The organism is Ureibacillus sp. 179-F W5.1 NHS (assembly GCF_045369345.1).
In the GTDB taxonomy this organism is placed as follows: Bacteria; Bacillota; Bacilli; order Bacillales_A; family Planococcaceae; genus Ureibacillus; species Ureibacillus halotolerans.
In genome coordinates this window covers 26350-50876 of record NZ_JBIQFG010000014.1, presented here as the reverse complement: position 1 = coordinate 50876, position 24527 = coordinate 26350, and the positions used below count along the sequence as shown (strand labels likewise).

The 24527-nt window shown below is 35.4% G+C and carries 26 protein-coding genes and 1 other annotated feature; of the genes, 18 read left to right on the top strand and 8 right to left on the bottom strand.

The annotated features are described in order from the left end of the window. Positions 1-258 precede the first annotated feature (258 nt). Positions 259-1065, bottom strand: a complete 807-nt coding sequence (proC, locus tag ACH0B5_RS08755) for a pyrroline-5-carboxylate reductase (RefSeq protein ID WP_122972732.1) — start codon at positions 1063-1065, stop codon at positions 259-261. Between the two features lie 130 nt (positions 1066-1195). Then, positions 1196-1414: a binding site (T-box leader), on the bottom strand. A gap of 152 nt (positions 1415-1566) precedes the next feature. On the opposite strand from proC, the gene ACH0B5_RS08750 reads away from it, so the two are divergent. Then, positions 1567-2514: an MBL fold metallo-hydrolase gene (locus ACH0B5_RS08750; protein ID WP_341362216.1), complete on the top strand. Its 948-nt coding sequence runs from the start codon at positions 1567-1569 to the stop codon at positions 2512-2514. A 49-nt stretch (positions 2515-2563) separates the two neighbouring features. On the opposite strand, the gene hmpA is transcribed toward ACH0B5_RS08750, so the two are convergent. Then, a complete protein-coding gene (gene hmpA, locus ACH0B5_RS08745) occupies positions 2564-3736 on the bottom strand; it encodes an NO-inducible flavohemoprotein (RefSeq protein WP_122972734.1) in 1173 nt (390 codons plus the stop codon). 185 nt (positions 3737-3921) lie between these two features. On the opposite strand from hmpA, the gene ACH0B5_RS08740 reads away from it, so the two are divergent. From ACH0B5_RS08740 to ACH0B5_RS08715, 6 genes are all read left to right on the top strand, one after another. Then, positions 3922-4365 carry an RrF2 family transcriptional regulator gene (locus ACH0B5_RS08740; protein WP_122972735.1) on the top strand — a complete coding sequence of 148 codons (444 nt, stop codon included), beginning with the start codon at positions 3922-3924 and terminating at the stop codon, positions 4363-4365. A gap of 94 nt (positions 4366-4459) precedes the next feature. Continuing rightward, positions 4460-5209, top strand: coding sequence for an SDR family NAD(P)-dependent oxidoreductase (locus ACH0B5_RS08735; protein ID WP_406927731.1), 750 nt, complete (start codon positions 4460-4462; stop codon positions 5207-5209). 174 nt (positions 5210-5383) lie between these two features. Beyond that, positions 5384-6598, top strand: coding sequence for an argininosuccinate synthase (locus tag ACH0B5_RS08730; RefSeq protein WP_406927730.1), 1215 nt, complete (start codon positions 5384-5386; stop codon positions 6596-6598). A gap of 53 nt (positions 6599-6651) precedes the next feature. Further along, complete coding sequence (argH, locus tag ACH0B5_RS08725; protein WP_341362215.1) at positions 6652-8043, top strand: argininosuccinate lyase; 1392 nt, start codon at positions 6652-6654, stop codon at positions 8041-8043. 367 nt (positions 8044-8410) lie between these two features. Beyond that, the gene (locus tag ACH0B5_RS08720; protein WP_406927729.1) at positions 8411-8956 is read left to right on the top strand and encodes a lysozyme family protein; all 546 of its coding nucleotides are present in this window, start codon (positions 8411-8413) and stop codon (positions 8954-8956) included. Next, the gene (locus ACH0B5_RS08715; RefSeq protein ID WP_406927735.1) at positions 8932-10041 is read left to right on the top strand and encodes an N-acetylmuramoyl-L-alanine amidase; all 1110 of its coding nucleotides are present in this window, start codon (positions 8932-8934) and stop codon (positions 10039-10041) included. Before ACH0B5_RS08720 ends, ACH0B5_RS08715 begins: the two co-directional genes overlap by 25 nt. A gap of 53 nt (positions 10042-10094) precedes the next feature. Here ACH0B5_RS08715 and ACH0B5_RS08710 read toward each other — a convergent pair whose 3' ends face one another. Beyond that, positions 10095-11552, bottom strand: a complete 1458-nt coding sequence (locus ACH0B5_RS08710; protein ID WP_406927728.1) for an aldehyde dehydrogenase family protein — start codon at positions 11550-11552, stop codon at positions 10095-10097. 173 nt (positions 11553-11725) lie between these two features. Here ACH0B5_RS08710 and ACH0B5_RS08705 point away from each other — a divergent pair, with 173 nt between their 5' ends. Further along, positions 11726-12076: a DUF3889 domain-containing protein gene (locus ACH0B5_RS08705; RefSeq protein ID WP_241559348.1), complete on the top strand. Its 351-nt coding sequence runs from the start codon at positions 11726-11728 to the stop codon at positions 12074-12076. A gap of 28 nt (positions 12077-12104) precedes the next feature. Here ACH0B5_RS08705 and ACH0B5_RS08700 read toward each other — a convergent pair whose 3' ends face one another. Beyond that, complete coding sequence (locus ACH0B5_RS08700; protein ID WP_122972741.1) at positions 12105-12593, bottom strand: hypothetical protein; 489 nt, start codon at positions 12591-12593, stop codon at positions 12105-12107. 129 nt (positions 12594-12722) lie between these two features. Here ACH0B5_RS08700 and ACH0B5_RS08695 point away from each other — a divergent pair, with 129 nt between their 5' ends. Together ACH0B5_RS08695 and ACH0B5_RS08690 are read left to right on the top strand one after the other, a co-directional pair. Further along, positions 12723-13235, top strand: a complete 513-nt coding sequence (locus tag ACH0B5_RS08695) for an RNA polymerase sigma factor (protein WP_341362211.1) — start codon at positions 12723-12725, stop codon at positions 13233-13235. After that, complete coding sequence (locus ACH0B5_RS08690; protein ID WP_406927727.1) at positions 13225-14187, top strand: hypothetical protein; 963 nt, start codon at positions 13225-13227, stop codon at positions 14185-14187. Before ACH0B5_RS08695 ends, ACH0B5_RS08690 begins: the two co-directional genes overlap by 11 nt. Before the next feature lie 45 nt (positions 14188-14232). Here the strand turns inward: ACH0B5_RS08690 and ACH0B5_RS08685 are convergent, their stop codons facing one another. From ACH0B5_RS08685 to ACH0B5_RS08675, 3 genes are all read right to left on the bottom strand, one after another. Further along, a complete protein-coding gene (locus tag ACH0B5_RS08685) occupies positions 14233-15498 on the bottom strand; it encodes a glutamate-5-semialdehyde dehydrogenase (RefSeq protein ID WP_406927726.1) in 1266 nt (421 codons plus the stop codon). 36 nt (positions 15499-15534) lie between these two features. Beyond that, positions 15535-16617, bottom strand: a complete 1083-nt coding sequence (gene proB, locus ACH0B5_RS08680; protein WP_122972744.1) for a glutamate 5-kinase — start codon at positions 16615-16617, stop codon at positions 15535-15537. A gap of 384 nt (positions 16618-17001) precedes the next feature. Beyond that, positions 17002-17139, bottom strand: a complete 138-nt coding sequence (locus tag ACH0B5_RS08675) for a hypothetical protein (protein ID WP_174232695.1) — start codon at positions 17137-17139, stop codon at positions 17002-17004. Positions 17140-17639: 500 nt separating this feature from the next. On the opposite strand from ACH0B5_RS08675, the gene ACH0B5_RS08670 reads away from it, so the two are divergent. Continuing rightward, positions 17640-18053 carry an NUDIX hydrolase gene (locus ACH0B5_RS08670; protein WP_122972745.1) on the top strand — a complete coding sequence of 138 codons (414 nt, stop codon included), beginning with the start codon at positions 17640-17642 and terminating at the stop codon, positions 18051-18053. Between the two features lie 122 nt (positions 18054-18175). Here ACH0B5_RS08670 and ACH0B5_RS08665 read toward each other — a convergent pair whose 3' ends face one another. Continuing rightward, on the bottom strand, positions 18176-18712 hold the full coding sequence (locus ACH0B5_RS08665) for a GNAT family N-acetyltransferase (protein ID WP_341362206.1): 537 nt from the start codon (positions 18710-18712) through the stop codon (positions 18176-18178). 211 nt (positions 18713-18923) lie between these two features. On the opposite strand from ACH0B5_RS08665, the gene ACH0B5_RS08660 reads away from it, so the two are divergent. The 7 genes from ACH0B5_RS08660 to ACH0B5_RS08630 all read left to right on the top strand — a co-directional run bounded on the left by ACH0B5_RS08660 (position 18924) and on the right by ACH0B5_RS08630 (position 24526). Continuing rightward, positions 18924-19430, top strand: a complete 507-nt coding sequence (locus ACH0B5_RS08660) for a MarR family winged helix-turn-helix transcriptional regulator (RefSeq protein ID WP_406927725.1) — start codon at positions 18924-18926, stop codon at positions 19428-19430. Positions 19431-19444: 14 nt separating this feature from the next. Beyond that, positions 19445-20338: an Hsp33 family molecular chaperone HslO gene (gene hslO, locus ACH0B5_RS08655; protein ID WP_122972676.1), complete on the top strand. Its 894-nt coding sequence runs from the start codon at positions 19445-19447 to the stop codon at positions 20336-20338. Between the two features lie 184 nt (positions 20339-20522). Further along, positions 20523-20822 carry an ArsR/SmtB family transcription factor gene (locus tag ACH0B5_RS08650; RefSeq protein WP_122972675.1) on the top strand — a complete coding sequence of 100 codons (300 nt, stop codon included), beginning with the start codon at positions 20523-20525 and terminating at the stop codon, positions 20820-20822. Between the two features lie 99 nt (positions 20823-20921). Then, on the top strand, positions 20922-22013 hold the full coding sequence (locus ACH0B5_RS08645) for a PQQ-dependent sugar dehydrogenase (protein ID WP_406927724.1): 1092 nt from the start codon (positions 20922-20924) through the stop codon (positions 22011-22013). Between the two features lie 113 nt (positions 22014-22126). Then, on the top strand, positions 22127-22591 hold the full coding sequence (locus tag ACH0B5_RS08640; protein WP_122972674.1) for an NUDIX hydrolase: 465 nt from the start codon (positions 22127-22129) through the stop codon (positions 22589-22591). A 187-nt stretch (positions 22592-22778) separates the two neighbouring features. Continuing rightward, positions 22779-23180: a MerR family transcriptional regulator gene (locus tag ACH0B5_RS08635; RefSeq protein WP_406927734.1), complete on the top strand. Its 402-nt coding sequence runs from the start codon at positions 22779-22781 to the stop codon at positions 23178-23180. A 35-nt stretch (positions 23181-23215) separates the two neighbouring features. Then, positions 23216-24526, top strand: a complete 1311-nt coding sequence (locus tag ACH0B5_RS08630; protein WP_122972672.1) for a hemolysin family protein — start codon at positions 23216-23218, stop codon at positions 24524-24526. The last annotated feature ends 1 nt before the right edge of the window (position 24527 follow it).

The window sequence follows — 24527 nt, the reverse complement described above, 5'->3', positions numbered from 1 at the left end:
TATGATGAAGGAAATAGGAAAAATGGCACCTTTCGACAAATAGGAAATAGTAAAAAACAACATTTCCTAGGAAATATTACGATTAAAACAGGAATTTTTTAATAAATATTTACTATATACATTGGTAAAACTACTAAACGTTGATCTATTCAAAATGGAAAAAGGTAGAATTAAGATTATGTTATATTTCAAATGAGGTAATGAAGCTTTTCAAGAATTGGTGTGTAACATATTTTCAATAACGATCAAATAGAAGAATTAATCGCCTTTTGCTAATTCTCTAGAGCGGGCTTCTGCGCTTTTTATGCAGGCAAAAATTGCGTCATGAAAGTGAAAATTTTCGAGGGCGCGAATGCCTGCTTCCGTAGTCCCCCCTGGACTAGTAACTTTTTTCCGAAGTGTGTTTGGTTCTTCTTTTACAGATTGTAGCATTGCAGCTGAACCAGCAATAGTTTGTACCATGAGTTTACGAACTACTTCCTTTGATAATCCAAACTCAGTCCCCACATTTTCCCATGCCTCTAATAAATAATAAAGGTAGGCTGGACCGCTGCCGGAAAGCGCTGTAACTGCATGTAATTTATCTTCTTCTACTTCAATCACAATACCAACGGCTTCTAACAATTGTAAGTATATCGTTTTTTGCACTTCGGACACTTCCTTATTAAAGGCAATGCCACTGGCAGACATTCCGATTGTAGCAGAAGTATTTGGCATAACCCGAGCAATAGGACGACTTCCCAAGCCATCTTCGATTGTTTGAATAGATATGCCAGCTAATACTGAAAGAATGGCAGTAGTTGGAGCAATGAATGGTTGGAATTGTTCAATAACCGAATAGACATCCTTTGGTTTAGTGGCAAGTATAATTAAATCCATTTCTTTAATTTTCTCAGTATTTGTCAAAATTTGAACGCCATATTTTTTTTCTAATTCTTCCAAACGTTCATAATTTGAACGATTGGTGATATACAAAGAATCATTTGTTACAACGTTTTGCGTTATCCAACCGTGAATAAGGGCTTCTGACATCGAACCTGCACCGATAAATAGTATTTTTTGCATAAGTATCCCTCCATTTAATGATATTTATGTGAAAATAATGCTATTATTCAAAATACGAGTTGAAAACCATTAATTTGTTCTTCTAGTGAACCGTGAAGCTCATCGAAAATAAAAAAACGTTTTCGCCCTTATGAAGGACGAAAACGCTTGAATGCTTTTCCGCGGTACCACCTTAGTTTGTCTATAGACTAGACACAGCTTGAATCCCCATTATCGCAGAGGCTACGGTCATGTTTGCATGACTGCTCCGAAGTAGGTTCGATGAACATAGTGGGTTATGCTACTTGCACCGAATGTAGCACTCTCTTAAACCATAAATTCATCTACTTGTCTTCATCATCACATTTGATAATTTTAAATTATGAAAATTATAGGCACACTTTTAAAATATGTCAACTTACTTACGTGACGAAAAAGAAAAAAAGAGATAAAATGGGTGAATAGTGATTCATTATAGGGAGAAAATAATTTTGCTTGTAATGAGGTTAGAGGGGGATTTCCATGAACATACATAAGATTGTTATTCCAACACCATATCCAGAAGGCGATGTGAATGCTTTTTTAGTGAAGGGCGATGCATTAACCCTTTTTGATGCCGGACCAAAGACGAAAGAAGCATATGAAGCATTAAAATCGGGAATCCATGAAGCAGGGTATGAAATGAATGAAGTAGAACAAGTCGTGTTAACCCATCATCATCCTGATCATTGCGGGTGGGTTGATGCATTCCCAGAAGCAGAAATTATAGCTCATGAATATGTAGACCATTGGTTGAGAAAAACGGATGAATTTTTATCCTATCGCAGTGATTTCTATAGAGAGCAATTACAATTGCAAGGGGTTCCTGAAAGTTATATTGATAACATAGTTCGTAATAAAGGGGAGATGGAGTTATTCGGTTCAAGGCCGTTAACCCAATTGATTAATGATGGTGATGAGGTGCCAGGTCATCCGAATTTAAAAGCTTACTATACCCCGGGCCATGCTCAAAGTCATTTAATTTTTGTTGAGGAAAAAACAAAAGAAGTAATAGGCGGAGATTTATTATTAGAAAAAATCACTCCTAATCCATTAGTGGAACCTCCAATTGATTTATCCAATATTCGACCAAAATCATTAATTCAACAGCAACAATCATTAAAATTATTACGTGAATTAAATGTAGAGAAAGTATTTTCTGGTCATGGCCATGATATTGTAAAGGTAAACGAATTAATTGATATTCGTTTAGAAAAAGATCAAATGCGTATGGAACAGCTATTACAATTAATGGATGGCCAACAAGCCGTAATTGAATTAACGATGCGCTTATATCCAACGGTTTATCAAAAACAAATGGGATTAACGTTATCAAAAACATTAGGCTATTTAGATTGTTTAGTTCGCGATGGATTAGTTCAAGTGGAATTAGTAAATGGTGTGCATTTTTATTCCCTTAAAACAAAGTAAATAAATCCCCCAAACAAAGGAAATCTTTCTCCTAATTTGGGGGATTTTTTTAATTTGCGTTTGCTAACGCTTCCAAAGACATAGCAGGACCAAAGAATTCAAAATGAATTTGTTCCCCAGGAACTCCTAAGTCTCGAGCAATGGAAATAACTGTTTCCATAAACGGTGCAGGACCACAAATATAAATTTCTGTATCTTTATTAATAAACGGTGCTAAATCTTCTTTTTTAACGTATCCAGTTTCTTCTGAATATAGGACACGATAAGAACCATTTAATTCTTCAACTTTTTTCTCAATTTTTTCTTTAAATGCAACCGATTGTTCGTTACGGGCACATTGTACAAAGGATACTTGTCGTCCGAGTTCCATCGTTTGTAGCATTGTATTTAATGGTGTTACACCAATACCACCACTCACAAATAACACTGGGTTGCCGCTTTCTTCTAAAGTAAATAAGCCAGCAGGAGCACTTACTTCAATTGTATCGCCTACGTTCACTTGCTTATGCAGATAATTCGAAACAACACCTTTTGGATCACATTCATCTTCTACTTTCACAGAAATACGGAATTCATTATTGTTAGAAGGCTGTGAAAGGGTATAATGACGATTTGATGTATATTCATCACCAGGAACTTTTACACGAACTGTAATATATTGACCTGGTTGAAACTCAGGCAGTTGTTCACCATCAACAGGTTCTAGATAAAATGAAGTAACAATGTCGTTTTCTGGCACTTTTTTTGCTACTATGAAGGTTTTAAATAAACGCCAACCTCCATCTTTTTCAGCTGCTTTATATAAATCTTCTTCTACGGAAATAAATACATCTGCAATTACACCATAGGCTTCTGCCCATGCATTAATAATGGCATCAGTTGCTGCATCACCTAATACTTCTTTAATAGCGGCCAATAAGTTTTCACCAACGATAGGGTAATGTTCAGGTAGAATTCCTAATCCACGGTGTTTGTGGGCAATTTGCATAACGGCAGGGACAATGGCTTGTAAATTATCAATATGGGCAGCCGCTGCATAAACAGTGTTTGCCAATGCTGTTTGTTGTCGTCCTCTTACTTGGTTTGCATGGTTAAAATAATTTAATAATTCAGGATGTTTTTCAAAAAGGTTTTTGTAAAAAGTTTTTGTAATGGTCACGCCATGTTGTTCTAATACTGGAACGGTTGATTTAATAATGTCAATTGTTTGTTGTGATAACATATTCTTCACGTCCTTTCAACGTCATCATACGCCTCGCCATATTTAAAAGCAATATATCAAATATATGTTTAACAAATTAGACACATATGATGTATATAGAATACATCTTTAATTTAGGCAAAATTTTCATTGTATATAAATTTATAATGGTATAATACAGAAAGAGAAAGAGTGGTGTATAAACAGTGCGCTTAACTTTATATACAGATTATTCTTTAAGAGTTTTATTATATCTAGGTATAAAAGGGAAGGATCGTTTATCAACAATACAAGAAATAGCGGACAATTATCATATTTCGAAGAATCATTTAATGAAAGTAACTTATGATTTAGGACAATTAGGATTGATCGAAACGATACGCGGCCGTGGAGGCGGTATTCGATTACATATTGATCCAAAGGACATTAATATTGGACAAGTAGTACGTCATACAGAAGAAGACTTCCATCTCGTTGAATGTTTTGATGAGGAGAATAATATGTGTAAAATTTCACCAGCATGTCAATTGAAATTCGCTTTAAGAGAAGCGCTTAATGCTTACCTGGAAGTATTAGATAAATATACGTTAGCGGATTTTCTCCTATCGAAAGACGAAATGTATAGACTACTTGGAATCGATCAGTCTTAAAAGGGTATAGATGATGCATCTATACTCTTTTTAAATTTTCCTTCAATATACATTAAAGATAGTATGAGTTGATAGAAAGGAATTATACAAATTAATGAATAATAAAACGGTTTTTATTACTGGGGCAACAAGTGGAATTGGCCGACTTATTACAGAAAAATGTATAAAAAATGGATTTACAGTTTATGCAACCGGTCGGAATGAATCTTCCTTACAAACATTATTGGAACTTGGTGCAACTGTATTTCAAGCAGATATGACGAATCGACAAGATATTGAAAAAATATGTAGTCAATTACCTTCTATCGATATTGCGATTATAAATGCGGGGGTAGGTATATTTGACAACGTGTTTGATTTATCTGATGAACAGATCGATGACATGATTGATGTAAATGTAAAAGCTCCGATATATTTGACGAAAAGGCTTGCAAAACAAATGGTTCATCGTAAATCTGGGCACTTTATTTTTATTGGATCACAGGCAGGAAAAGTGGCGACTAAAAAAGCGAGTGTTTATGCTGCATCTAAACATGCTATTACAGGGCTTGCTAATGGCATAAGACTGGAACTTTCCCCATTTAATATACAAGTAACAGCTATTTTTCCTGGACCAATTGATACTCCCTTTTTACAAAAAGCTGATTCCACTAATAGTTATCGAAACTCTATTGAAAAGTATTTACTTAAGCCGGAGAAAGTAGCGATAGAAGTAATGAAAACGATAAATCGACCGGTTCGGGAAGTGAATTTGCCGCGTATTATGGCGTTAACGAGTAAACTTTATGCATTAGCTCCCACAATAGTGGAAAGATTGGGTAGTGGTTTTTTTAATAAAAAATAAGCTTAAATATAGAAAATGAGACGCCGAATGACTAGGCGTCTTTTTATTTCTATAAAAATATAAAAATTTATAAAAATACACTTGTATTTATTTTTATTCCGTGGTACCATTCGTGTATAAACTTTTATCTCAATGTATAAAAATACACAAATGAACTATCGGAGGCGCTAATTTATGGCAAATAAAAAAGTGGTTTTAGCTTATTCAGGTGGACTTGACACTTCTGTGGCAATTCCTTGGTTAAAGGAACAAGGTTGGGATGTCATCGCCGTTTGCATAGATGTTGGGGAAGGAAAGGACCTTGAATTTATAAAAAACAAAGCACTTCAAGTAGGTGCTATTGAATCATATATGGTCGATGCTAAGGATGAATTCGCAGAAGAATACGCCCTTATTTCATTACAAGCCCATACATGGTATGAACAAAAATATCCATTATTATCTGCGCTATCCCGTCCGCTTATTTCAAAAAAATTGGTTGAGATTGCTAATAGTACAGGAGCAGATGCTGTTGCTCATGGATGTACAGGGAAAGGAAATGACCAAGTACGATTTGAAGTTTCAATTAAAGCGTTAAATCCTAATCTTGAAGTTTTAGCTCCTGTCCGTGAATGGGGATGGAGCCGTGACGAGGAGATTGAATATGCACAAAAGCATGGGGTACCTGTACCAGCAACTATTGATTCACCATTTTCAATAGATCAAAACCTGTGGGGACGTGCTAATGAAGCTGGAGTTATGGAAGACCCTTGGGTAGCTCCACCGGAAGAAGCATATGGTTTAACGGTTTCAATTGAAAACGCACCGGATACACCAGAATACGTTGAAATTGAATTCGTAGAAGGAAAACCGGTTGCATTAAATGGTAAGGAAATGAAGTTAGCTGATTTAATACAGACGTTAAATAAAATTGCTGGAGCCCACGGTGTTGGTCGAATTGACCATGTGGAAAATCGACTTGTCGGCATAAAATCCCGTGAAGTTTATGAAATTCCAGGTGCGAAAGTGTTGCTAACTGCCCATAAGGAATTAGAAGATATAACCCTTGTAAAAGAAATGGCCCATTTTAAACCGGTCATCGAGAAAAAACTATCAGAAATCATTTATGACGGTTTATGGTTTAACCCAGTCCGTCCTGCTTTAGAAGCATTTTTAAAAGAAACTCAAAAATTTGTAAACGGTACTGTCCGTGTAAAATTATTTAAAGGTCACGCTATTGTAGAAGGACGTAAATCTCCAAATTCACTTTATAGTGAAAAACTTGCGACATACTCAAAAGCAGATCAGTTTAATCATGCTTCTGCTGTTGGATTCATTGAACTTTGGGGACTTCCCACAGTAGTAGCTGCTGAAGTAAATAAAGAAAAAGAAGCTGTATTGAAACAGTAATTTTGTAAATTCGTAAGCGTTCGTCAAACGGCTCTTACAAAGTAGGTGAAATGATGACGAAATTATGGGGTGGACGTTTCCAAAAGTCCGCAGAAAGTTGGGTTGACGAATTTGGAGCTTCCATAGGCTTTGACCAACAGTTAGTTATGGAGGATATCGAAGGTAGTATTGCGCACGTAACAATGTTAGGTGATCAGGGAATTTTAGACTCTAAAGATGTAGAGCAAATTCTAGGTGGCTTAGCAGAGTTAAAATCAAAGGCAGAGGCTGGAGAACTCGAGTTTACGGTTGCAAACGAAGATATTCATTTAAATTTAGAGAAAATGTTAACGGACTTAATTGGGCCTGTTGGAGGTAAACTGCATACAGGACGCAGTCGAAATGATCAAGTTGCGACAGATGTCCACTTGTTTTTGAAAAAAAGAGTAATAGAAGTTGTGGAGCTTATTGAAATTTTCCAAAAAACAATCGTCGAAAAAGCTGAAGAACATGTGGAAACAATAGCTCCGGGTTATACTCATTTACAACGGGCTCAACCTATAAGCTTTGCCCATCACTTAATGGCATATTTTTGGATGCTTGAGCGGGACAAAGAACGATTTACTGAATCGATGAAACGAATCGACATACTACCTTTAGGGGCAGGGGCGATGGCAGGAACTACTTTCCCAATTGACCGTGAAAAATCCGCTCAATTATTAGGCTTTAGTAATGTCTATGCCAATTCTATGGATGCGGTTAGCGATCGAGATTTTATAGTAGAGTTTTTAGCAAATGCCTCCTTATTAATGACCCACTTATCTCGTTTTGCTGAGGAGATTATTATATGGTCAACTGATGAATTTAAATTTATTGAATTAGATGATGCCTTTTCAACAGGTTCATCCATCATGCCTCAGAAGAAAAATCCTGATATGGCAGAACTTATACGAGGCAAGACAGGTCGTGTATATGGTAACCTAATCGGACTATTAACGGTGTTGAAGGGCACACCATTAACTTATAACAAAGATATGCAAGAAGATAAGGAAGGAATGTTTGACACAGTTCATACAATCCTTGGTGCATTGAAAATTTTCGAAGGTATGGTTCGCACAATGACTGTAAATACAGAAAGGCTTAATGCGGCAGTGCATAGTGATTTCTCCAATGCAACTGAATTGGCAGACTACTTGGCTACGAAGGGCATGCCATTCCGTGAAGCTCATGAAGTTACAGGAAAACTTGTCTTTACATGTATTCAAAAGGGAATATTTTTATTAGATTTACCTTTGGAAGAGATGAAATTAGAAAGCGATTTAATTGAAGAAGATGTTTATATCGTACTGAAGCCACACGCGGCAGTAAGTCGTCGTAACTCCCTTGGAGGTACTGGCTTTGACCAAGTTCGATTGCAACTTGAAAAGGCAAAAGCATGTTTAAATCATTTTTTCATGCAATCCTAATTTAAGGATTTAGCATATAGGTCTATTTATTAATGTTGTACAGAGATGCACAATAAATAGCCGACTTTTATCAAAGAAGCCAGAGGGCAACTTGATAGAAGGAAACTTTATAAGGAACGACTACTTTTATAAAGTAGGAGTGAACATATAAAGTTACATAAACCGTCTCGGAGTCGCGAGACGGTTTTTTTGTTCTTTTATAAGGACTTATTTCATAATTTGTAATTTTGTATTCGGTATTATTAAAGATTATGTTGAAAGTACAGGTATATAGCGCTGTTTTTATAAAAGAGGAAGGTCTATCTCTATCTTTTACAGAATACTATTTTCATTTTACCTTAATGAAAATAAGAGGAGGGGATAGAAAGTGCGCTTTTTCACTAGTAAAATTTTAAAAAGCGTGATCGGTTTTATTTCAATGGTAGCATTAATAGTGGGTTCTTTTGTTATTTTTCAATCGAACAATGAGCGAATTAGAGCTGCATCTAATTCAGAAGAACTTCAACAAGCTTTTAAAAAAGCTGCAGAAGAATTTGATGTTCCATTAGAAATTTTAATGGCAGTATCCTATCATCAATCCCGTTGGAATGAACATGATGGTCATAGTGAAGTCGGCGGCTACGGTGTTATGAATTTAATCGATTTGGATTTGAACAATGATGCAAAAGGAAAAAATGAGGCAAATTTACAATCTACAGCCGATCTCTCAAAGGACTCTTTAGGTATGGCAGCACAGTTGCTTGGTATTGATGAAAAAAAATTAAAAACGAATACCGAACAAAATATAAGGGGCGGAGCTGCTCTTTTGGCACAATATGCAACAGAAACAGTAGGGAAAATACCAGTTGAGATTGGTGATTGGTATGGTGCCGTTATGTTATTTAGTGGATCAAAAGACCTGACGATGGGTTAGATATTCGTTACATTATTATTCATGATATCGAAGGTAGCAGTGAATCGGCAATTAATCATTTCCAAGCCCAATCATATGTAAGTGCCCACTACGTACTTGATTCGGATGATGGAACGATTACCCAAATGGTTCGACCGAAAGATGTGGCTTGGCATGCAGGAAACTGGTATTTTAATGCCCATTCCATTGGGTTTGAGCATGAAGGTTTTGCTGTTGAAGGCGCGGATTGGTATAGTGAACAAATGTACCGATCATCTGCTAAATTAGTAAAATATTTAGCAGAGACATATAATATCCCCCTTGATAGACAACATATTATTGGTCATGATGATGTGCCAGGATTGACACCGGCAAGACAAGCGGCGATGCACTGGGATCCAGGAGCTTATTGGGATTGGTCCCATTTCTTTAATCTGTTAGGAGAACCAATTAATCCTTCAGATGGTGATCACAACAGCAATATGATAACGATTCGACCTAATTATCATACGAATAAGCCTATTTTTACTTACGGCTCTACTATTCTTGAACCGAAATCTTCTAGTTTGATCCCCCTTTATACGCAGCCTAGTTTTGAATCCCCCCTTGTAAAAGATCCTCTTTTAAGTAATGGGGGAACGAATCGGATTAATGATTGGGGAAATAAAGCGGCAATTGGTCAAACTTATTATAAGTTAGCTCAACAAAATGATTGGACTGCGATTTACTATGGAGGACAAGTCGCATGGTTTTATAATCCCCATGAAAAAAATTCGATACCGGGTAATGGAATTTTAATAACGCCTAAAGAAGGTAAAGAAAGTATCCCAGTATATGGAGCAGCATATCCAGAAGCTGCAGCATACGAAGGGACAGGGATTGGAGAAGGTTCAAGAGGAGTTACAACACCACTTTATCAATTACCAGCAGGAGATATGTACGTTGCAAGTGGTCCAATTGCATCTTCCTATTACTATGCGAAAGATTATAATGATCCAACATCTTATAAAGTAGTGATTGGAGAGGATAAATACTATCAAATTTACTTTAATCACCGTTTAGGTTTCGTAAAAAAAGAAGACGTTCAAATAGTTAATCTTCAGTAAATAGGAACAGCCACTAAAGAATGGAGAGCCATTCTAATAGTGGCTTTTTTTACTTAAAACGGATATTCCCTTGGTTTTGTTTGTACGGAGATCCATTTTGTTACAGTGAATTCATCGACAATCCACGGATTACCAAAGCGTCCTACACCACTGTCACGCATACCTCCAAAGGGTGCTCTCGGTTCATCGTTTACCGTTTGGTCATTTAAATGGGTCATCCCAAACTCGATATCAAGGGCATATTCTCGTGCCCGATCCAAATCTCCTGCAAAAATGGCAGAACTTAACCCATAAATGGTATGGTTCGCAAATTCAATTGCCTCATCATCGGAAGAAGCTTTAATAATGGGAACGATGGGACCAAATAATTCTGTTTGAGCAAGTTCACTATCATTTCGTACGTTTCCAAAAATAGTAGGTGTTAACACATTACCGATTAACTGGCCGTCTAAAAGAACTTCTGTACCTTGTGCCTTTGCTTTTTCGATATTTTGTAAAGAAAAATCGATTTGTTTTTTATTTATGATAGGTCCGATAATGACTTCATGGTCTCTTGGGTCCCCGTATTTTAAACTTTTTACCCGTTCTACAAATTTTTGTACAAATGCGTCATATAGTTTTTCGTGAACAATGATACGATTTGTAATCATACAAATTTGTCCTTGGTGAAGGAACTTTCCGAAAACTGCTGCCTTAACTGCCTGTTCTAAATCAGCATCTGATAAGACGACAAAGGGAGCATTACCGCCAAGTTCTAATGCTACCCGTTTAAATAAGCCACCTGCTACTGTACCTATATGCCTTCCTACTTCTGTAGACCCAGTAAAACTTACTAAACGAGCGACAGGGTGTTCCACCATTAAATCTCCAATGATTGAAGTTTTAGTAAGTACACTTTGAAAGACTCCTGAAGGAATACCACCTTCCTCAAACGCTTTTGCTATTAATGAGCCGGAAGACAAACTCACTTGTAAATCCGCTTTGTGTACGACTGCATTCCCTAATGCAAGGGCAGGAGCAATTGTACGCATAGATAAATAAAGGGGGAAATTGAAGGGAGCGATGGATGATACGACACCTAAAGGTAATCGGTGGATTTCATTTATTTTATTTGGTACTACAGATTGCTCTGTACGCACTTCATAAACTTTATCAATTGTTGTTAATGCTTCTTTCATTACTGAAACGGTACTCCCATATTCGACCGTTGCTTTAATAAAGCTACTGCCTGATTCTATGATTAGTAAATCAATAATGGCCTCTTTATTTTTTTCAAAAAACGAAATGGCTTTTTCAATTACTTTTCGCCGTAGTTCACGGTTTTTTCCCCATTTTCTTTGAGCTTTATGGGCATCATAAAAGGCAAGGTCGACTTGCTCCTTTGAAGCCATTTGGACAGTAGCTAACACTTCATCATCAAAGGGATTCGTAATATCAAAACTGCTTCCTGAATCCCCATCTACCCATTTGCCGTTTAAATAACTTTGATTTAATGTTGTAAATTGGTTCAATGAATATTCCTCCGTAATTTTGAACGTCTGGATCGTTCAAATTAATTTTTCCTGTTTATTTTGCACCAAAAATTAAAATGATATTATTGTGCACATTGCTAATTAATACATACAAATTATAGGAATATGTTCATTCGATTAGAAAAGACTAACGAAAAGGAGGCGAGGAGCAGTTGAAAACAAAAATTGCGATTTCGGTATTCGTAATACTAAGTACGATTGCAATCGGAAAGATTTTGACAGTACCTCCAAATGACAATATGACGAGCGCAGAAGAAATAGTTCCTTCTTATGCCAAATGGGGAAGAATAGCGATGCAAAAAGTAATGGAGAAATATCCTTCTGCGGATGTAATTGACTATTTGCATATAGGTAAAGAAGTCGGAACGGTTCATTCTGTAGAGAAATTTAAACTTTGGTTAAGGGCGGTAGATAATCGTGAATTTGGAGTATTTGTTGACATATCGATAAATAATGAAACAGAAGAAATAGTTGACATTCAATTTACAGAAACGGATCGATAAAAAACGCAAGGCTTTTATGCCTTGCGTTTTATTTTACCTCCATTTTAAAAATGTATGAGCTATCACCACTTGAGTTTCTATCATCTTTTTCCCAAACACCATAGTAAGTTACGACATATGTACCTCGTACAATTGGGGCTGAAAAGGTGTCTTTATCCAGTTTCAACTGTTCCGTTTGTCCCGAGCTATCTGTTACGGTAACGTTTTGGGAACTAGGTTTACGTTCGATGTGTAACATTATTTTTTCATTTCGTGAAACTTTTATACCCTTTATACTATCCATCATTTCAGTAGATGTGACCATATCTACACATTCGGATACTTTGTCTGTATTCCAACAGTAGGAGCCTTGGAAAGTTGGATAAATTTCATTATCGATTTCAATTTCAACTTTTGGAGGAGTAGTTAGTTTTGAACTGGATGTTGGCATCTCCAATTCGTATTCCGAATTCGAACAACCAATTAGAAAAAAGGGAAAAAGAAATATTAAAAAGGTAATATACTTTAAATTATTCAAAGCATTCCTCCATTACAAAGAAGTATATGTCTTACTATGTATATGGCAATTTTATGTTAATTATCATTTTTTTGTAGCCTACTGAGTCGTTTCACTATCATAATCGTCTATATAGGTGGAGGTGAGATTTTGACTTTCAATTTCGAAAAGGAATATGAGGTACATAGTGACCGTATTTATCAATACATATATTTTTTAGTCGGACATACCGAAACGGCTGAAGATTTAACGCAAGAAACCTTTATAAAAGCAATGCAATATTCTACTTCGTTTCGTCAAGAGGCTAGTACTTTCACTTGGTTAATGAAAATTGCGCGGAATTTAACTTATGACTATTTTCGTCGAAAACGTCTCATTCAGTTTTTACCTTTCCGAAAGGAGTATGACAATAGAGAAACTGTATTTACACCAGAAAAGTGGCTAGAAAATCATGAAGAATCCAAACGATTATACGAGGCATTACATCAATTGAAATTGGACTATCGAGAAGCCATTGTACTAAGAAAAATAGAAGGCTTTTCAATAAAGGAATCAGCAGAAATCCTTGGATGGAAAGAAGCGAAAGTTAAAAATTGTACAGAGCGAGGAATGAAGGCATTAAAACAAATTCTATTGAAAGGGGGAGAGGAGCATGAATCTTGATGATAAATTAAGGGAAATGGTTCGACCATATCGAGATGGGACAACGAAAGATAATTCAAAACAAGCTATTATGAAAAAAGTGAAAAAGGAAAGCATTCGAAATCGTTGGATATATCGATTGGTACTTGTCAGTACATGTGGGATTGCTATTTTATTATTTGCGTCATTCTTTGCTTCTACTTCGATTCAGCAAGGTGTAACGGCGCCCCCTTTTGGAAACGTTAATGAACATACAAAAATAGAAAAAGTGATTATTTTAGAAAATGAAAATCCACAGCGTCAGTTAAACTTAAAGTCCATTTTCTATCCTTTCAAGGAATCTATCACAACAAGTGAAGTTTTTGATGACATTATTCCTATTTTATTGTCAGCGAGGGAACGGGCAATACCATGGGATGGAACTTTTGAAGAAGAAGTCATTGAAGATATTCATTTTACTTTTTCGAATGGGGAAGAACTTTATTTAAAGCAGTCTTTTGAAGGGGAAGTTTCTGAACATGTTAATTTTTTGTACGATCCAAATGCGAACATGAAATATGCCTTATCCAATGAAGAGTGGAGAACAATTACTGCACTAACCGATGAAATTCATAGTCAACATCAATTCACAAGATGGACATTTATCTGGAAATTTTTATTGGTGATTATCATTATAGGAATATCCATTGTCATTAATAAAAAGGAACAAAAGAAATTTAAGATTGAGCCTAAAAAGAAACAATCTTCTATCGTAAATATTCTACTTACATTAGTAAGTGTTTATATAATTAATAAAATAATTAATTATTTTGGAACGATTCATTTCGGAGTGGGTATTTTAATACTAATTTCTGTTTTTATCATTGAGGAACTAATAAGTTATAGAAGAACAAAACAACCGATTCATTGGAAATTTTTAAGTTTAAATTTGTTCATTGCTTTGATATTTTTAATATTATTAACTTATTTTTAAATGAGAAGGTACTTTAAACCGTAGTAGTTTAAAGTACCTTTATGTTTATTCCCTTACTTGACCATTTCCATAAACAAAGTATTTAGCTGAAGTAAGGGCAGGTAAACCCATTGGTCCTCTGGCATGAAGTTTTTGAGTACTAATGCCGATTTCAGCGCCATAGCCAAATTCAAATCCATCTGTAAAACGGGTAGAAGCATTATGATAAACAGCAGCTGAGTCAACACTAGTTAAAAAGGTTTGTGCTGCTATTGGATCTTCCGTAATAATGGATTCGGAATGATTTGTGCTGTACGTATTGACATGATTAATGGCTTCATACAAATTTTCAACTACTTTGACACTTATAGTTAAGCTTAAATACTCCGTTGCGTAATCCTCTTCTGATGCAACGGTTGCATGTGGGAATACTTCACACACCTTTGAATCACCAATAATACGAATATTTGCTTCATGTAGATGTTGTAATAACTGTTTACCGTTTCGTTCAAACCAATCCTGTTGAATGAGTAAACTTTCTGCGGCATTACAAACAGAAGGGCGTTGGATTTTGGCATTTAGAATGATCTTTAATGCCATCGTATAATTAGCCGTCGTATCAACATACACATGACAATTACCAGCTCCTGTTTCTAAAACGGGAACAGTTGCTTCTTTCACAACTAAATCAATTAAATTTTTACCTCCACGCGGAATCAACACATCTAAATATTCCTTTAAATGGAATAGTTCCTTTGCAGTTTCGTGACGCGTATCTTCGATTAATTGTACAGCATCTAATGGAAGGGTGGTGTTATGTAATGCGCGGTGAATTGTATCCACAAGTACTTTATTTGAATGTTTAGCAGAAGAGCTTCCTCGTAATATAACGGCATTACCTGTTTTCAAACTAAGAGTGGCTGCATCAATTGTTACATTCGGACGAGCTTCATAAATCATGCCGATTACACCAAGGGGAACACGACGCTTTTCTATTAATAAACCATTTTCTTTCGTTGTTGATTCAAGAAGTTCACCAACTGGGTCATGTAATTGAACAAGGTCATGAATCGCTTTAGCCATTAGTTCGATACGACTTTCATTTAACATAATTCGATCTAATGTTGAGTCGGGAATATTATTTTGCTTTCCTACCACTAAATCTTGTTCATTTGCTGATAGGATGACATCTTTATCAATTAGTAGCTGTTCGGCGATTTTTAATAATGCTTCATTTTTTTCAGCAGTTGTTTTAACATTCATTATATAACTTGCCTTTTTAGCTAATTTCCCTTTTGCTTGAACTTCACTGTCAATTATCGCTTTTGTCATGAATACTCCTCCTTACAAATAATTTAGCTATGTCGATTATGCTTTGATCCATTTATCCCGGTGAATGACCTCAGTGGAAGTTACATCAATTTCATTCGTTCTTTTTCCAAGTGCTTGTAACAATTCTTCACTAGAATAAAGGACTTCACCTCGACCTAACAAATTCGATTCACCATATACTTCGACAACATCCCCTTTACAAAATTCGCCTTCAATTTTATATACACCTGCGGGTAAAAGACTTTTGCCGTTCATTAGAATAGCTTTTTCTGCCCCTTTATCAATAAACAACTTTCCAGATACCTCTGTAATGGATAACCATTGCTTTTGATTAGCTAGGACAGTCAAATCCTTTCCAATATAAGTACCATCACCATACCCATTTAAAATTTCGAGTAACTTTGTTGGACCTTTTCCAGTTCCAATAAAAACTTGAACACCTGCTTGTAAGGCAGTACGAGCTGCCATTAGTTTCGATTGCATCCCGCCAGTACCAACCTTCGAACCACTATCCGTTGCTAAAGTTAGCATGTCATCTGTAATTTCATTTAAGTGATGAATACGATTAGCATTTGGATTTTTAAAAGGATTGTCATCATAAAAACCGTTGATGTCCGTTAAGATAATAAGGTGATCCGCATGGACAAGCCCACTTACTAGAGCAGATAACATATCATTATCTCCAAAAGTTAGTTCTGTTATGGATACTGTATCATTTTCATTAATAATGGGAAGGACGCCTCGTTGAAGTAACTCCGTAAAGGTGGCATAGGCGTTTTTATATCGTTCTTTCTTTGAGAAATCTGTTCGTGTTAATAAAATTTGCGCTGCTGTTATTTGATGATCGTGGAATGATTCTGAGTAGTATTGGATAAGTAAACTTTGACCAACAGCAGCCGCTGCTTGTTTTCCTTTTAAAGTAACTGGTCGAGAAGGGTAGCCCAACTTACGAAATCCAGCAGCAACTGCACCTGAGGAAACGAGTAATACATCATGACCTTCCTGTTTTAAAATTGCTAGTGCTCCGATATGATCTTGTAGTTTTTCGTGGTCAATTTCTCCTTTCGCATTTGTAAGGGAGCTACTTCCAATTTTCACAACAATTCTTTTTTTCTTCATCGATATACCTCCTTATCCTTTTGTATCTTTCAATAATAAAAAGCCTTTTTCACCCTGAAAATTAGGGCGAAAAAGGCTACTTTTCCGTGGTACCACCTAGCTTGGATTGCCATTGCAAATCCCACTTTGTGCTCATAACGCTAGAGTCTGCGTCTAGTTTTCTAGAAGCTGGCGAAGTAGGTTCCGTGATCCTTTTTGTACGATGTTTTGCAGCCGGTGAACATCGCTCTCTTTCCAATAGGGTTTCACATACTAGTCTTCGTTACGCTGATTTTTCTTTTTGAATAAATATGCAACAATTTAAAATATTTGTCAATAACATTGTATCTTTGAATTGATGAAATGGATAATGTTTCGCTTAAGGATTTCGACTCGTGGTGTTATTTATGCAACTAAAGTTAAATTCGTATATGAAAGGATAGCTGGTGATTTCATTTTTCCAAGTACTTGAACGGCTTCTTCCTTTGTTTCAAATTCAAAGATTCGGTAAGTGTTTTGTTCAAAAATTGTTAGAACCCACATTTTAGGGTCGCCTCCTAGAATTTTAATTTTTTATCCAAAATCAGGAACTTTATTTTCACAAAATTGATCGAGTTACTTTGTAAAGGAAAGAATGGCGGATTGTTGTTCCTTTAGTACAAGTTTTGCTTCCAATTCATTTTCAAATTCAAACATTCGATACGAATTGTTTTCGAAGACTGTTAACACCCACATTCGAGGATCTCCTCCATTATGAAATTTTCTTGTTATAACACAATCCATTGACTTCTTGAATTATTGTTATACCAATTTGAGACCATTGTACATGGAAAATTAGTAAAAGAAAATGGATAGTGAACTATTTCACATATTGTTCATTTTGATTCCGGTTTCATAAAATTTTACAAAAATGTCATGCATATTTTAGTGACAATATATAAACTGAATGAAAGTTTTATATAATAAAAGAAATAGATTTTGTAATTTTCAATAATTATATTATGTAAACTAAATGTTATAAAGGGAAATTTGGAGGAGTAAAAATGGAAATTAAAAAGGCATACGGATATGTAATAAGAATGAAAGAAGGTGCCCCTCAAGTACTAGTATTTCAGCACATCAATTTGGAAGCGGGTATACAAATACCAAAAGGAACAGTTAATGCAAATGAAACACCCCTTGAAGGTGTAATTCGAGAAATGAAAGAAGAAACGGGTCTAACCGAATTTGTTGTTGATCGTATGGTAGCTGAAGATTTTTGGGAAAACGATGATGGGGTCATTCATCACCGATACTTTTATAAAATTTTAGTAGAAGATGCTCCTGATGAGTGGGACTATCAGCCAACTGGTGGGGGAACAGAAGAGGGACTCACTTTTCATTTTTTCTGGATAAATGATCAACAGGAAGTTGAGTTAGTTAGGGGCCACGGAGACTATTTAGATTATATTTTTTAATATCGAAATAAAACCATAATTTGAGAGTTCAGACATAAATAAAGCGTGACGGCTCTACGTAGTATGCTTAAAGCAACATACTAGTTAACTGTCACGCAAGTACTAGTTTTCAAATATAAATTTTAACTTCTATTTTCCCATTCTTCTCGAAGCATCCCCATTCGAATGGAGTCATAATATACTCCATTATATAAACGAACTTTACGAATACGGGCTTCTAATTGCATACCAAGTTTTTCACCAACTCGAATCATTCTTTCATTTCCAGACCATGTTGTAAAGCCAACTCTTACGATGGGCAATGTTTGAAAGAGATGATGGATCCATAGTTTCATTGCTCGAGTACCAAGTCCTTTCCCCCAAGTTCCTGCTTCATGAAAAACAATCCCCATTTCAAGCCATTTAGAAGGCTCATGTTCCCAATAGTAACTAATGATCCCCTTTACTTCACAGTTCACTTCGATTACCCAAAAATCATGTCGATCAATCCATGACTTTCCTTTAGGTAAAAATTCTTCATAGCTCATTGAATGATGGGGGAAGTAAGGAGCATCCCATTTTTTCCATTCAGGTTGGTCCTCTTTGTAAATCAATTCCCATAATTTCGTTAAATCTTGTTCTTTAATAGGTCTTATTGTTAATTCATTATCGGTATACATATTTGTCCTCATTTCAAAGTTAATTTAGATTTTATTGATTGAAAAGAGACATAATTACACGCTACTTTTCAATCCCTCTATTTGTGTTTTTCATTTCAATCATTCCTTTCGATAGTGATAGTTTCATTATACATTTTATTCTGAATTTATCGTCATTTCATTTTGCTTGCATTCTGCAATTTTTCATCATATATTATGGAGGGCTCAATAATTGACAGCTCAAATATTGATGGGTCAAAGAAAATGGATGTTTATTTGTCATGAGCGTGACAATCAGGGAGGTGTACGAATGGGATATTCGGTTTCTGAACAAGAACAGTTGTTATTTTTATTCAAAACCGTTAGTAATCAACTAGGCCCAAAATTTGAAAAAAATACGCAGTTTAGTTTATCTCGTTTTGAACTTTTATATCAACTTGTTCAATTTGAAGAAATCTCCCAATCGGCTTTACAAAAAGTCGTGAATATTGACCATGCAGCAATTACACGTCATTTAAAGCAATTGGAGATAGATGGTTATGTTGCGAGGAGAAAAAATCCAAATGATAACCGGGAAACCATTGTCCATTTAACGGAAGAAGGGCGAGAACAAATTTTCAATTGTCAAAAAGATAAACAAAGTTTTACAAATCAAATGTTTCATCATTTTAACGATAAGGAACTAAAATCGTTAATCGATATGTTGCAACGTATTCAAGAAAATATTAAAGATATATAAGGAGTTATATTAATATGAAAGATTATTTAGTAAGAGCTATTGCTTATAATGGTCAAGTACGTGCTTTTGCAGCACGTACAACAGATACTGTGGGAGAAGCACAACGACGCCACCATACATGGCCAGTAGTTTCCGCTGCCTTAGGCCGTACGATGACAGCGAGTGTTATAATGGGGGCTATGTTAAAAGGGGACGATAAAATTTCTGTTAAAGTGCAAGGGAATGGTCCTATTGGTGCAATCGTTGTAGATACAGACGCAAAGGGGAATGTACGTGGATTTGTATCAAATGGGCAAGTGCATTTTGATTTAAACGAACAAGGAAAATTAGATGTGCGTGCTGGAGTTGGTGAAGAGGGTACGTTAACCGTTGTAAAAGATTTAGGTATGAAAGAAATGTTCTCCAGTCAAGTACCAATCGTTTCAGGCGAAATTGCGGAAGATTTTACTTATTATTATGCAACAAGTGAGCAAGTACCTTCATCCGTAGGTTTAGGAGTTCTCGTAAATCCAGATAATACGATTTTAGCTGCTGGCGGATTTATTATTCAATTAATGCCTGGTTGTGAAGAGTCAACAATTGCTGCGTTAGAACAGCGTTTAACAACAATTGAACCGGTCTCTAAAATGATTGAAAAAGGGTTAACACCAGAAGAAATTTTAGAAGCAGTTTTAGGAAAAGAAAGTGATGTTCAAATTTTAAGCACAATGCCAGTTCAATTTCAATGTGACTGTTCAAAGGAACGCTATAGTCGTGCATTAGTAGGATTAGGAGCTAAAGAATTAGAAGAAATGATCGAAGAAGAAGGCCAAATTGAAACCCAATGTCATTTCTGCTTAGAAACATATGATTTTACACAAGAAGAATTACAAAGTTTAGTTGATGAAATTAAATCTTTTGTTCATTAATCACAAGCCTGTTTTGAACCGATATGTTCAAAGCAGGCTTTTTTCTTTTTTAATAAAGTTCAGTAAAAATTAATGGTAAAATATCACTAAAGTGATATCCTTTTTCTTTTCATTTCGTTGTATTATTAGATTTATTTTTTTACATAAGCAATTTCTTATACAAAGTGATTTCAGAGGTGAAATGATGGGTATTCCATTTTTAGAAAAGCAACTAAAAGCATTGGCCGATAAAAATCGGCTTGCCATTTTAAGTTGCTTAAAATCAGGCGAAGTATGTGTTTGTGATTTAGTGGAAGTATTAGGACTTTCCCAACCTGCCGTCAGTCAGCAGCTAAAAAAACTGGAGCAAGCAGATATCGTTACGTCACGAAAGGTTGGCACTTGGAAACATTATCGAATTGTAGATGAACCATCAGCTGTTTTGCTAGCGACATTATCCCAATTGGAAAGTAGATCGGTTTGTCACCGTCAAACTTGTCCTTAAAACATTATCATAATTTAACATTTTCTATTATTAAAATCCATTTTTTTGTTAAAACTTATAGTAGATTTGGAAATTTATTCATAATAGGAGTGTAACTGATTGAAAAAAATTATAACTGTTTATGTCATGATGATGATGGTTCTTGTTGGTTGCTCAATATTTAATGAATCGGAAATGAAGGAAAAACAAGATAATACCGTTCTTGAAGTTACGAACGTCTTGAATGACAATGCGACTGTCATAGCAGATCAATTAAATATTCCTTGGTCCATTGATAAGATAAACGATACTTTTTATTTGTCTGAACGAACGGGCAGTATAGTAAAAATTGAAAATGGGGAAGTTGAAAGGCAAAAGGTAGAATTAAAGAAGGACTTAGCTACAGCATCGGAAGCAGGCTTATTAGGTTTTGTTCTTGCACCCGATTTTCAACAATCTAACTTAGCATATGTTTACTATACGTATGAAGATCAATCGGGGCAATTTAATCGAATTGTTACGGTGCGTCAACAAGGAGATACTTGGCAGGAAGAACATTTACTCTTAGACAAAATACCAAGCGGAGCTTATCATCATGGTGGTAGATTGGAGATTGGTCCTGATGGAAAACTTTTTGCAACAGCAGGGGATGCTGCTCAATCATCCATTGCCCAAGATGTAAACTCATTAGGTGGGAAAATTTTAAGGATGAATTTAGATGGTTCGATACCTGCTGACAACCCGTTTCCGAATTCTTATGTTTATAGTTATGGTCATCGAAACCCACAAGGTATTACTTGGTCGGCTGATGGAGAAATGTATGCAAGTGAACACGGGAACAATGCAAATGATGAAATTAATTTAATTGAGGCAGGACAAAATTATGGATGGCCAACAATCGAAGGAACACAGCAGCAACAGGGGTTAATAACTCCACTATTCACGTCTGGATCCGATACAACTTGGGCTCCATCTGGAATGGATTATATAGACGGGAAATTATATGTTGCGGCATTAAGGGGGCAAGCTGTTATTGAATTTAACTTATCAACAGGTTCCCATAGAAATGTTGTAACAGATATAGGAAGAATACGAGATGTTTTCATTGATGGCGATCAATTGTACTTTATTAGTAATAATACGGACGGTCGAGGAGATGCCCTTGAAAACGACGATAAACTATATCAATTAAATCTTTCCCAACTCCAATAAACCGCTTATTTACTTACGATAGAAAATGTCGTAAGTTTTTTTAATTTTTAAATCACCTATATGAAGGAAATGAACTACCTATCGTGGAAATAATGATTAGGAGGTGGATGGAAATGGACGCCGTTTTTAAAACTGAAAATATAATCTTTAATTATCGTGTAGCTGGAGTTTGGCTATACAAAAAACATGTCTTATTACATAGAGAGGCAAAAGATTTTCATTGGTCGTTACCTGGAGGAAGAGTGAAAGTTGGAGAAGATTCCCAAACTGCTATTCAAAGAGAGTTTGAAGAAGAATTAGGGTTAAAGGCAAATGTAGGGAAACTAATTTGGTCTGTTGAAAATTTTTTCGAATACAATAGGAATAAGTATCATGAAATTGGATTTTACTATTACATATTAAATGTTCCAGAAGTTTTTAACAGTACTGGTTTTTATGGAAAGGAAGGAGAGCGGCTAATTTATCAATGGACACCTATTGAAGAACTTCCTTCAATGGAACTTTATCCTGAAATTTTAAAAACGGAAATTAAAATCTTACCAAATGAAAGTAACCATTTCATTGTAAAGGACGTTTAAATCAATTTTAATTGCCCCCACCATCTACATAATGTGTTCCTATACGAACTACCCTCAAAAAAGTTTCACAATGAAATAATATAATTTTTGGATTATGAAATGTTTATGACATGGTATCTGATTAATAGAATATTCATTAAGAAGAGTGTATAATATAAACCATAACGTGATGGTTGGAGGGGAATAAATTGGGAACGAGAAATTAAAAATCGGAGAGTTAGCTAAAATGACTGGGATTACAAAACGTACGATTGATTACTATACAAATCTTGGTTTGCTAAAAGCAGAACGTTCTACTTCGAATTATCGTTTCTATACTTCTGAAGCAATCGAACGAATTCATGAAATAGAAGCTATGAAAGCACAAGGAATGTGCTTACAAGATATTAAAAAATCATTGGACGATGAATGTAATCCTAAAGAAAACATACAAGAAATTTGTTTGCATATGCAAACATTACAATCTGAAGTGTCAACATTGATTGAAAGTATGAATCATCAAGAACAATCAACAAAAGAAACAATAAAAAATAAAGTGTTACCAGAAAGTGTTACATTAATTCAATCTTTATTAAGACTAATAACCTAGGAGGTGAAGTCTTACTTTTTTAAGTAAGACGATTTTTGACCGCATTAAATTTAACCATTTTTGCTATATTAATAGCTTTAACCGCATTTTTCGTGGCAACGGAATTTGCCATTGTAAAGGTGAGGCAATCGAGAATTGACCAATTGGTTGCTGAAGGAAAAAAAGGTGCTCTATCTGCCAAGCATGTAACGACCCACTTAGACGAATATTTATCCGCCTGTCAATTAGGTATTACCGTTACAGCCCTTGGTATTGGTATGGTTGGGGAATCAACCTTTGAATTTATTTTACATCCGATGTTCGAATCAATCGGAATTGGTGAACAATATATTCATTTCTTCACTATCGGGGCAGCTTTTATTATTGCAACATTCTTACACGTTGTAGTAGGGGAATTGGCACCAAAAACAGCAGCGATTCAAAAGGCAGAAAATATTACCCTTTTATTTGCAAGACCAATTATGATTTTCTATAAAATTTTATATCCATTCATTTGGTTCTTAAATGGTTCAGCGCGTATTTTAGTCGGCATTTTCGGTATGAAACCTGCTTCTGAGCATGAACTTTCCCATACAGAAGAAGAGTTACGATTATTAATGACCGAGAGTTATAAAAACGGGGAAATTAATCAAACTGAATTAAAATACGTGAATAATGTATTTGAGTTTGATGATCGCATTGCCCGTGAAATTATGGTTCCTCGAACAGATATTATCGCCTTTGAGAAAAATACTACCTTTGAAGAAGTATTAAAAACGATTCAAGAGGAGCGCTATACACGATATCCAGTTTACGAAGAGGACCGGGATAACATCATTGGTTTTATTAATATAAAGGATTTCTTAACTCAAGGAATGAGCAATCGAATTACGGCTGAAAATTTCGCTTTAGAGCAATTTATTAACCCAGTTATTAATACAATTGACACGATACCGATTCAAGAATTATTAACGAAGATGCAAAAGCAACGGACACATATCGCCATTCTTTTAGATGAATATGGTGGTACGTCAGGTCTAGTTACGGTTGAAGACATTTTAGAAGAATTAGTTGGTGAAATTCGAGATGAGTTTGACGACGATGAAATTCCTGAAATCCGAAAGCTAAAAGAAGGTCACTACATTGTCTACTCTAAAATGTTATTAGAAGATGTAGCAAAACTTTTACAAATTGAAATGGATAATCCAGATGTCGATACCCTTGGTGGTTGGTACTATTCACAAGATATGGATTTAAAACGTGATCACAGTATAGAGCATGAAGGCTATACTTTCTCTATTCATGAAATTGATGGAGTTCAATTACGCTACATTGAAATTAAACAAACTTCAAACATAACTGTTTGAT

Bases quoted from the DNA above. Each gene is read 5' to 3' on its own strand.
- proC (WP_122972732.1), bottom strand. From the start codon at position 1,065: ATGCAAAAAATACTATTTATCGGTGCAGGTTCGATGTCAGAAGCCCTT.
- ACH0B5_RS08750 (WP_341362216.1), top strand. From the start codon at position 1,567: ATGAACATACATAAGATTGTTATTCCAACACCATATCCAGAAGGCGAT.
- hmpA (WP_122972734.1), bottom strand. From the start codon at position 3,736: ATGTTATCACAACAAACAATTGACATTATTAAATCAACCGTTCCAGTA.
- ACH0B5_RS08735 (WP_406927731.1), top strand. From the start codon at position 4,460: ATGAATAATAAAACGGTTTTTATTACTGGGGCAACAAGTGGAATTGGC.
- ACH0B5_RS08730 (WP_406927730.1), top strand. From the start codon at position 5,384: ATGGCAAATAAAAAAGTGGTTTTAGCTTATTCAGGTGGACTTGACACT.
- argH (WP_341362215.1), top strand. From the start codon at position 6,652: ATGACGAAATTATGGGGTGGACGTTTCCAAAAGTCCGCAGAAAGTTGG.
- ACH0B5_RS08690 (WP_406927727.1), top strand. From the start codon at position 13,225: ATGAATCTTGATGATAAATTAAGGGAAATGGTTCGACCATATCGAGAT.
- ACH0B5_RS08685 (WP_406927726.1), bottom strand. From the start codon at position 15,498: ATGACAAAAGCGATAATTGACAGTGAAGTTCAAGCAAAAGGGAAATTA.
- proB (WP_122972744.1), bottom strand. From the start codon at position 16,617: ATGAAGAAAAAAAGAATTGTTGTGAAAATTGGAAGTAGCTCCCTTACA.
- ACH0B5_RS08675 (WP_174232695.1), bottom strand. From the start codon at position 17,139: ATGTGGGTTCTAACAATTTTTGAACAAAACACTTACCGAATCTTTGAA.
- ACH0B5_RS08670 (WP_122972745.1), top strand. From the start codon at position 17,640: ATGGAAATTAAAAAGGCATACGGATATGTAATAAGAATGAAAGAAGGT.
- ACH0B5_RS08665 (WP_341362206.1), bottom strand. From the start codon at position 18,712: ATGTATACCGATAATGAATTAACAATAAGACCTATTAAAGAACAAGAT.
- hslO (WP_122972676.1), top strand. From the start codon at position 19,445: ATGAAAGATTATTTAGTAAGAGCTATTGCTTATAATGGTCAAGTACGT.
- ACH0B5_RS08650 (WP_122972675.1), top strand. From the start codon at position 20,523: ATGGGTATTCCATTTTTAGAAAAGCAACTAAAAGCATTGGCCGATAAA.
- ACH0B5_RS08640 (WP_122972674.1), top strand. From the start codon at position 22,127: ATGGACGCCGTTTTTAAAACTGAAAATATAATCTTTAATTATCGTGTA.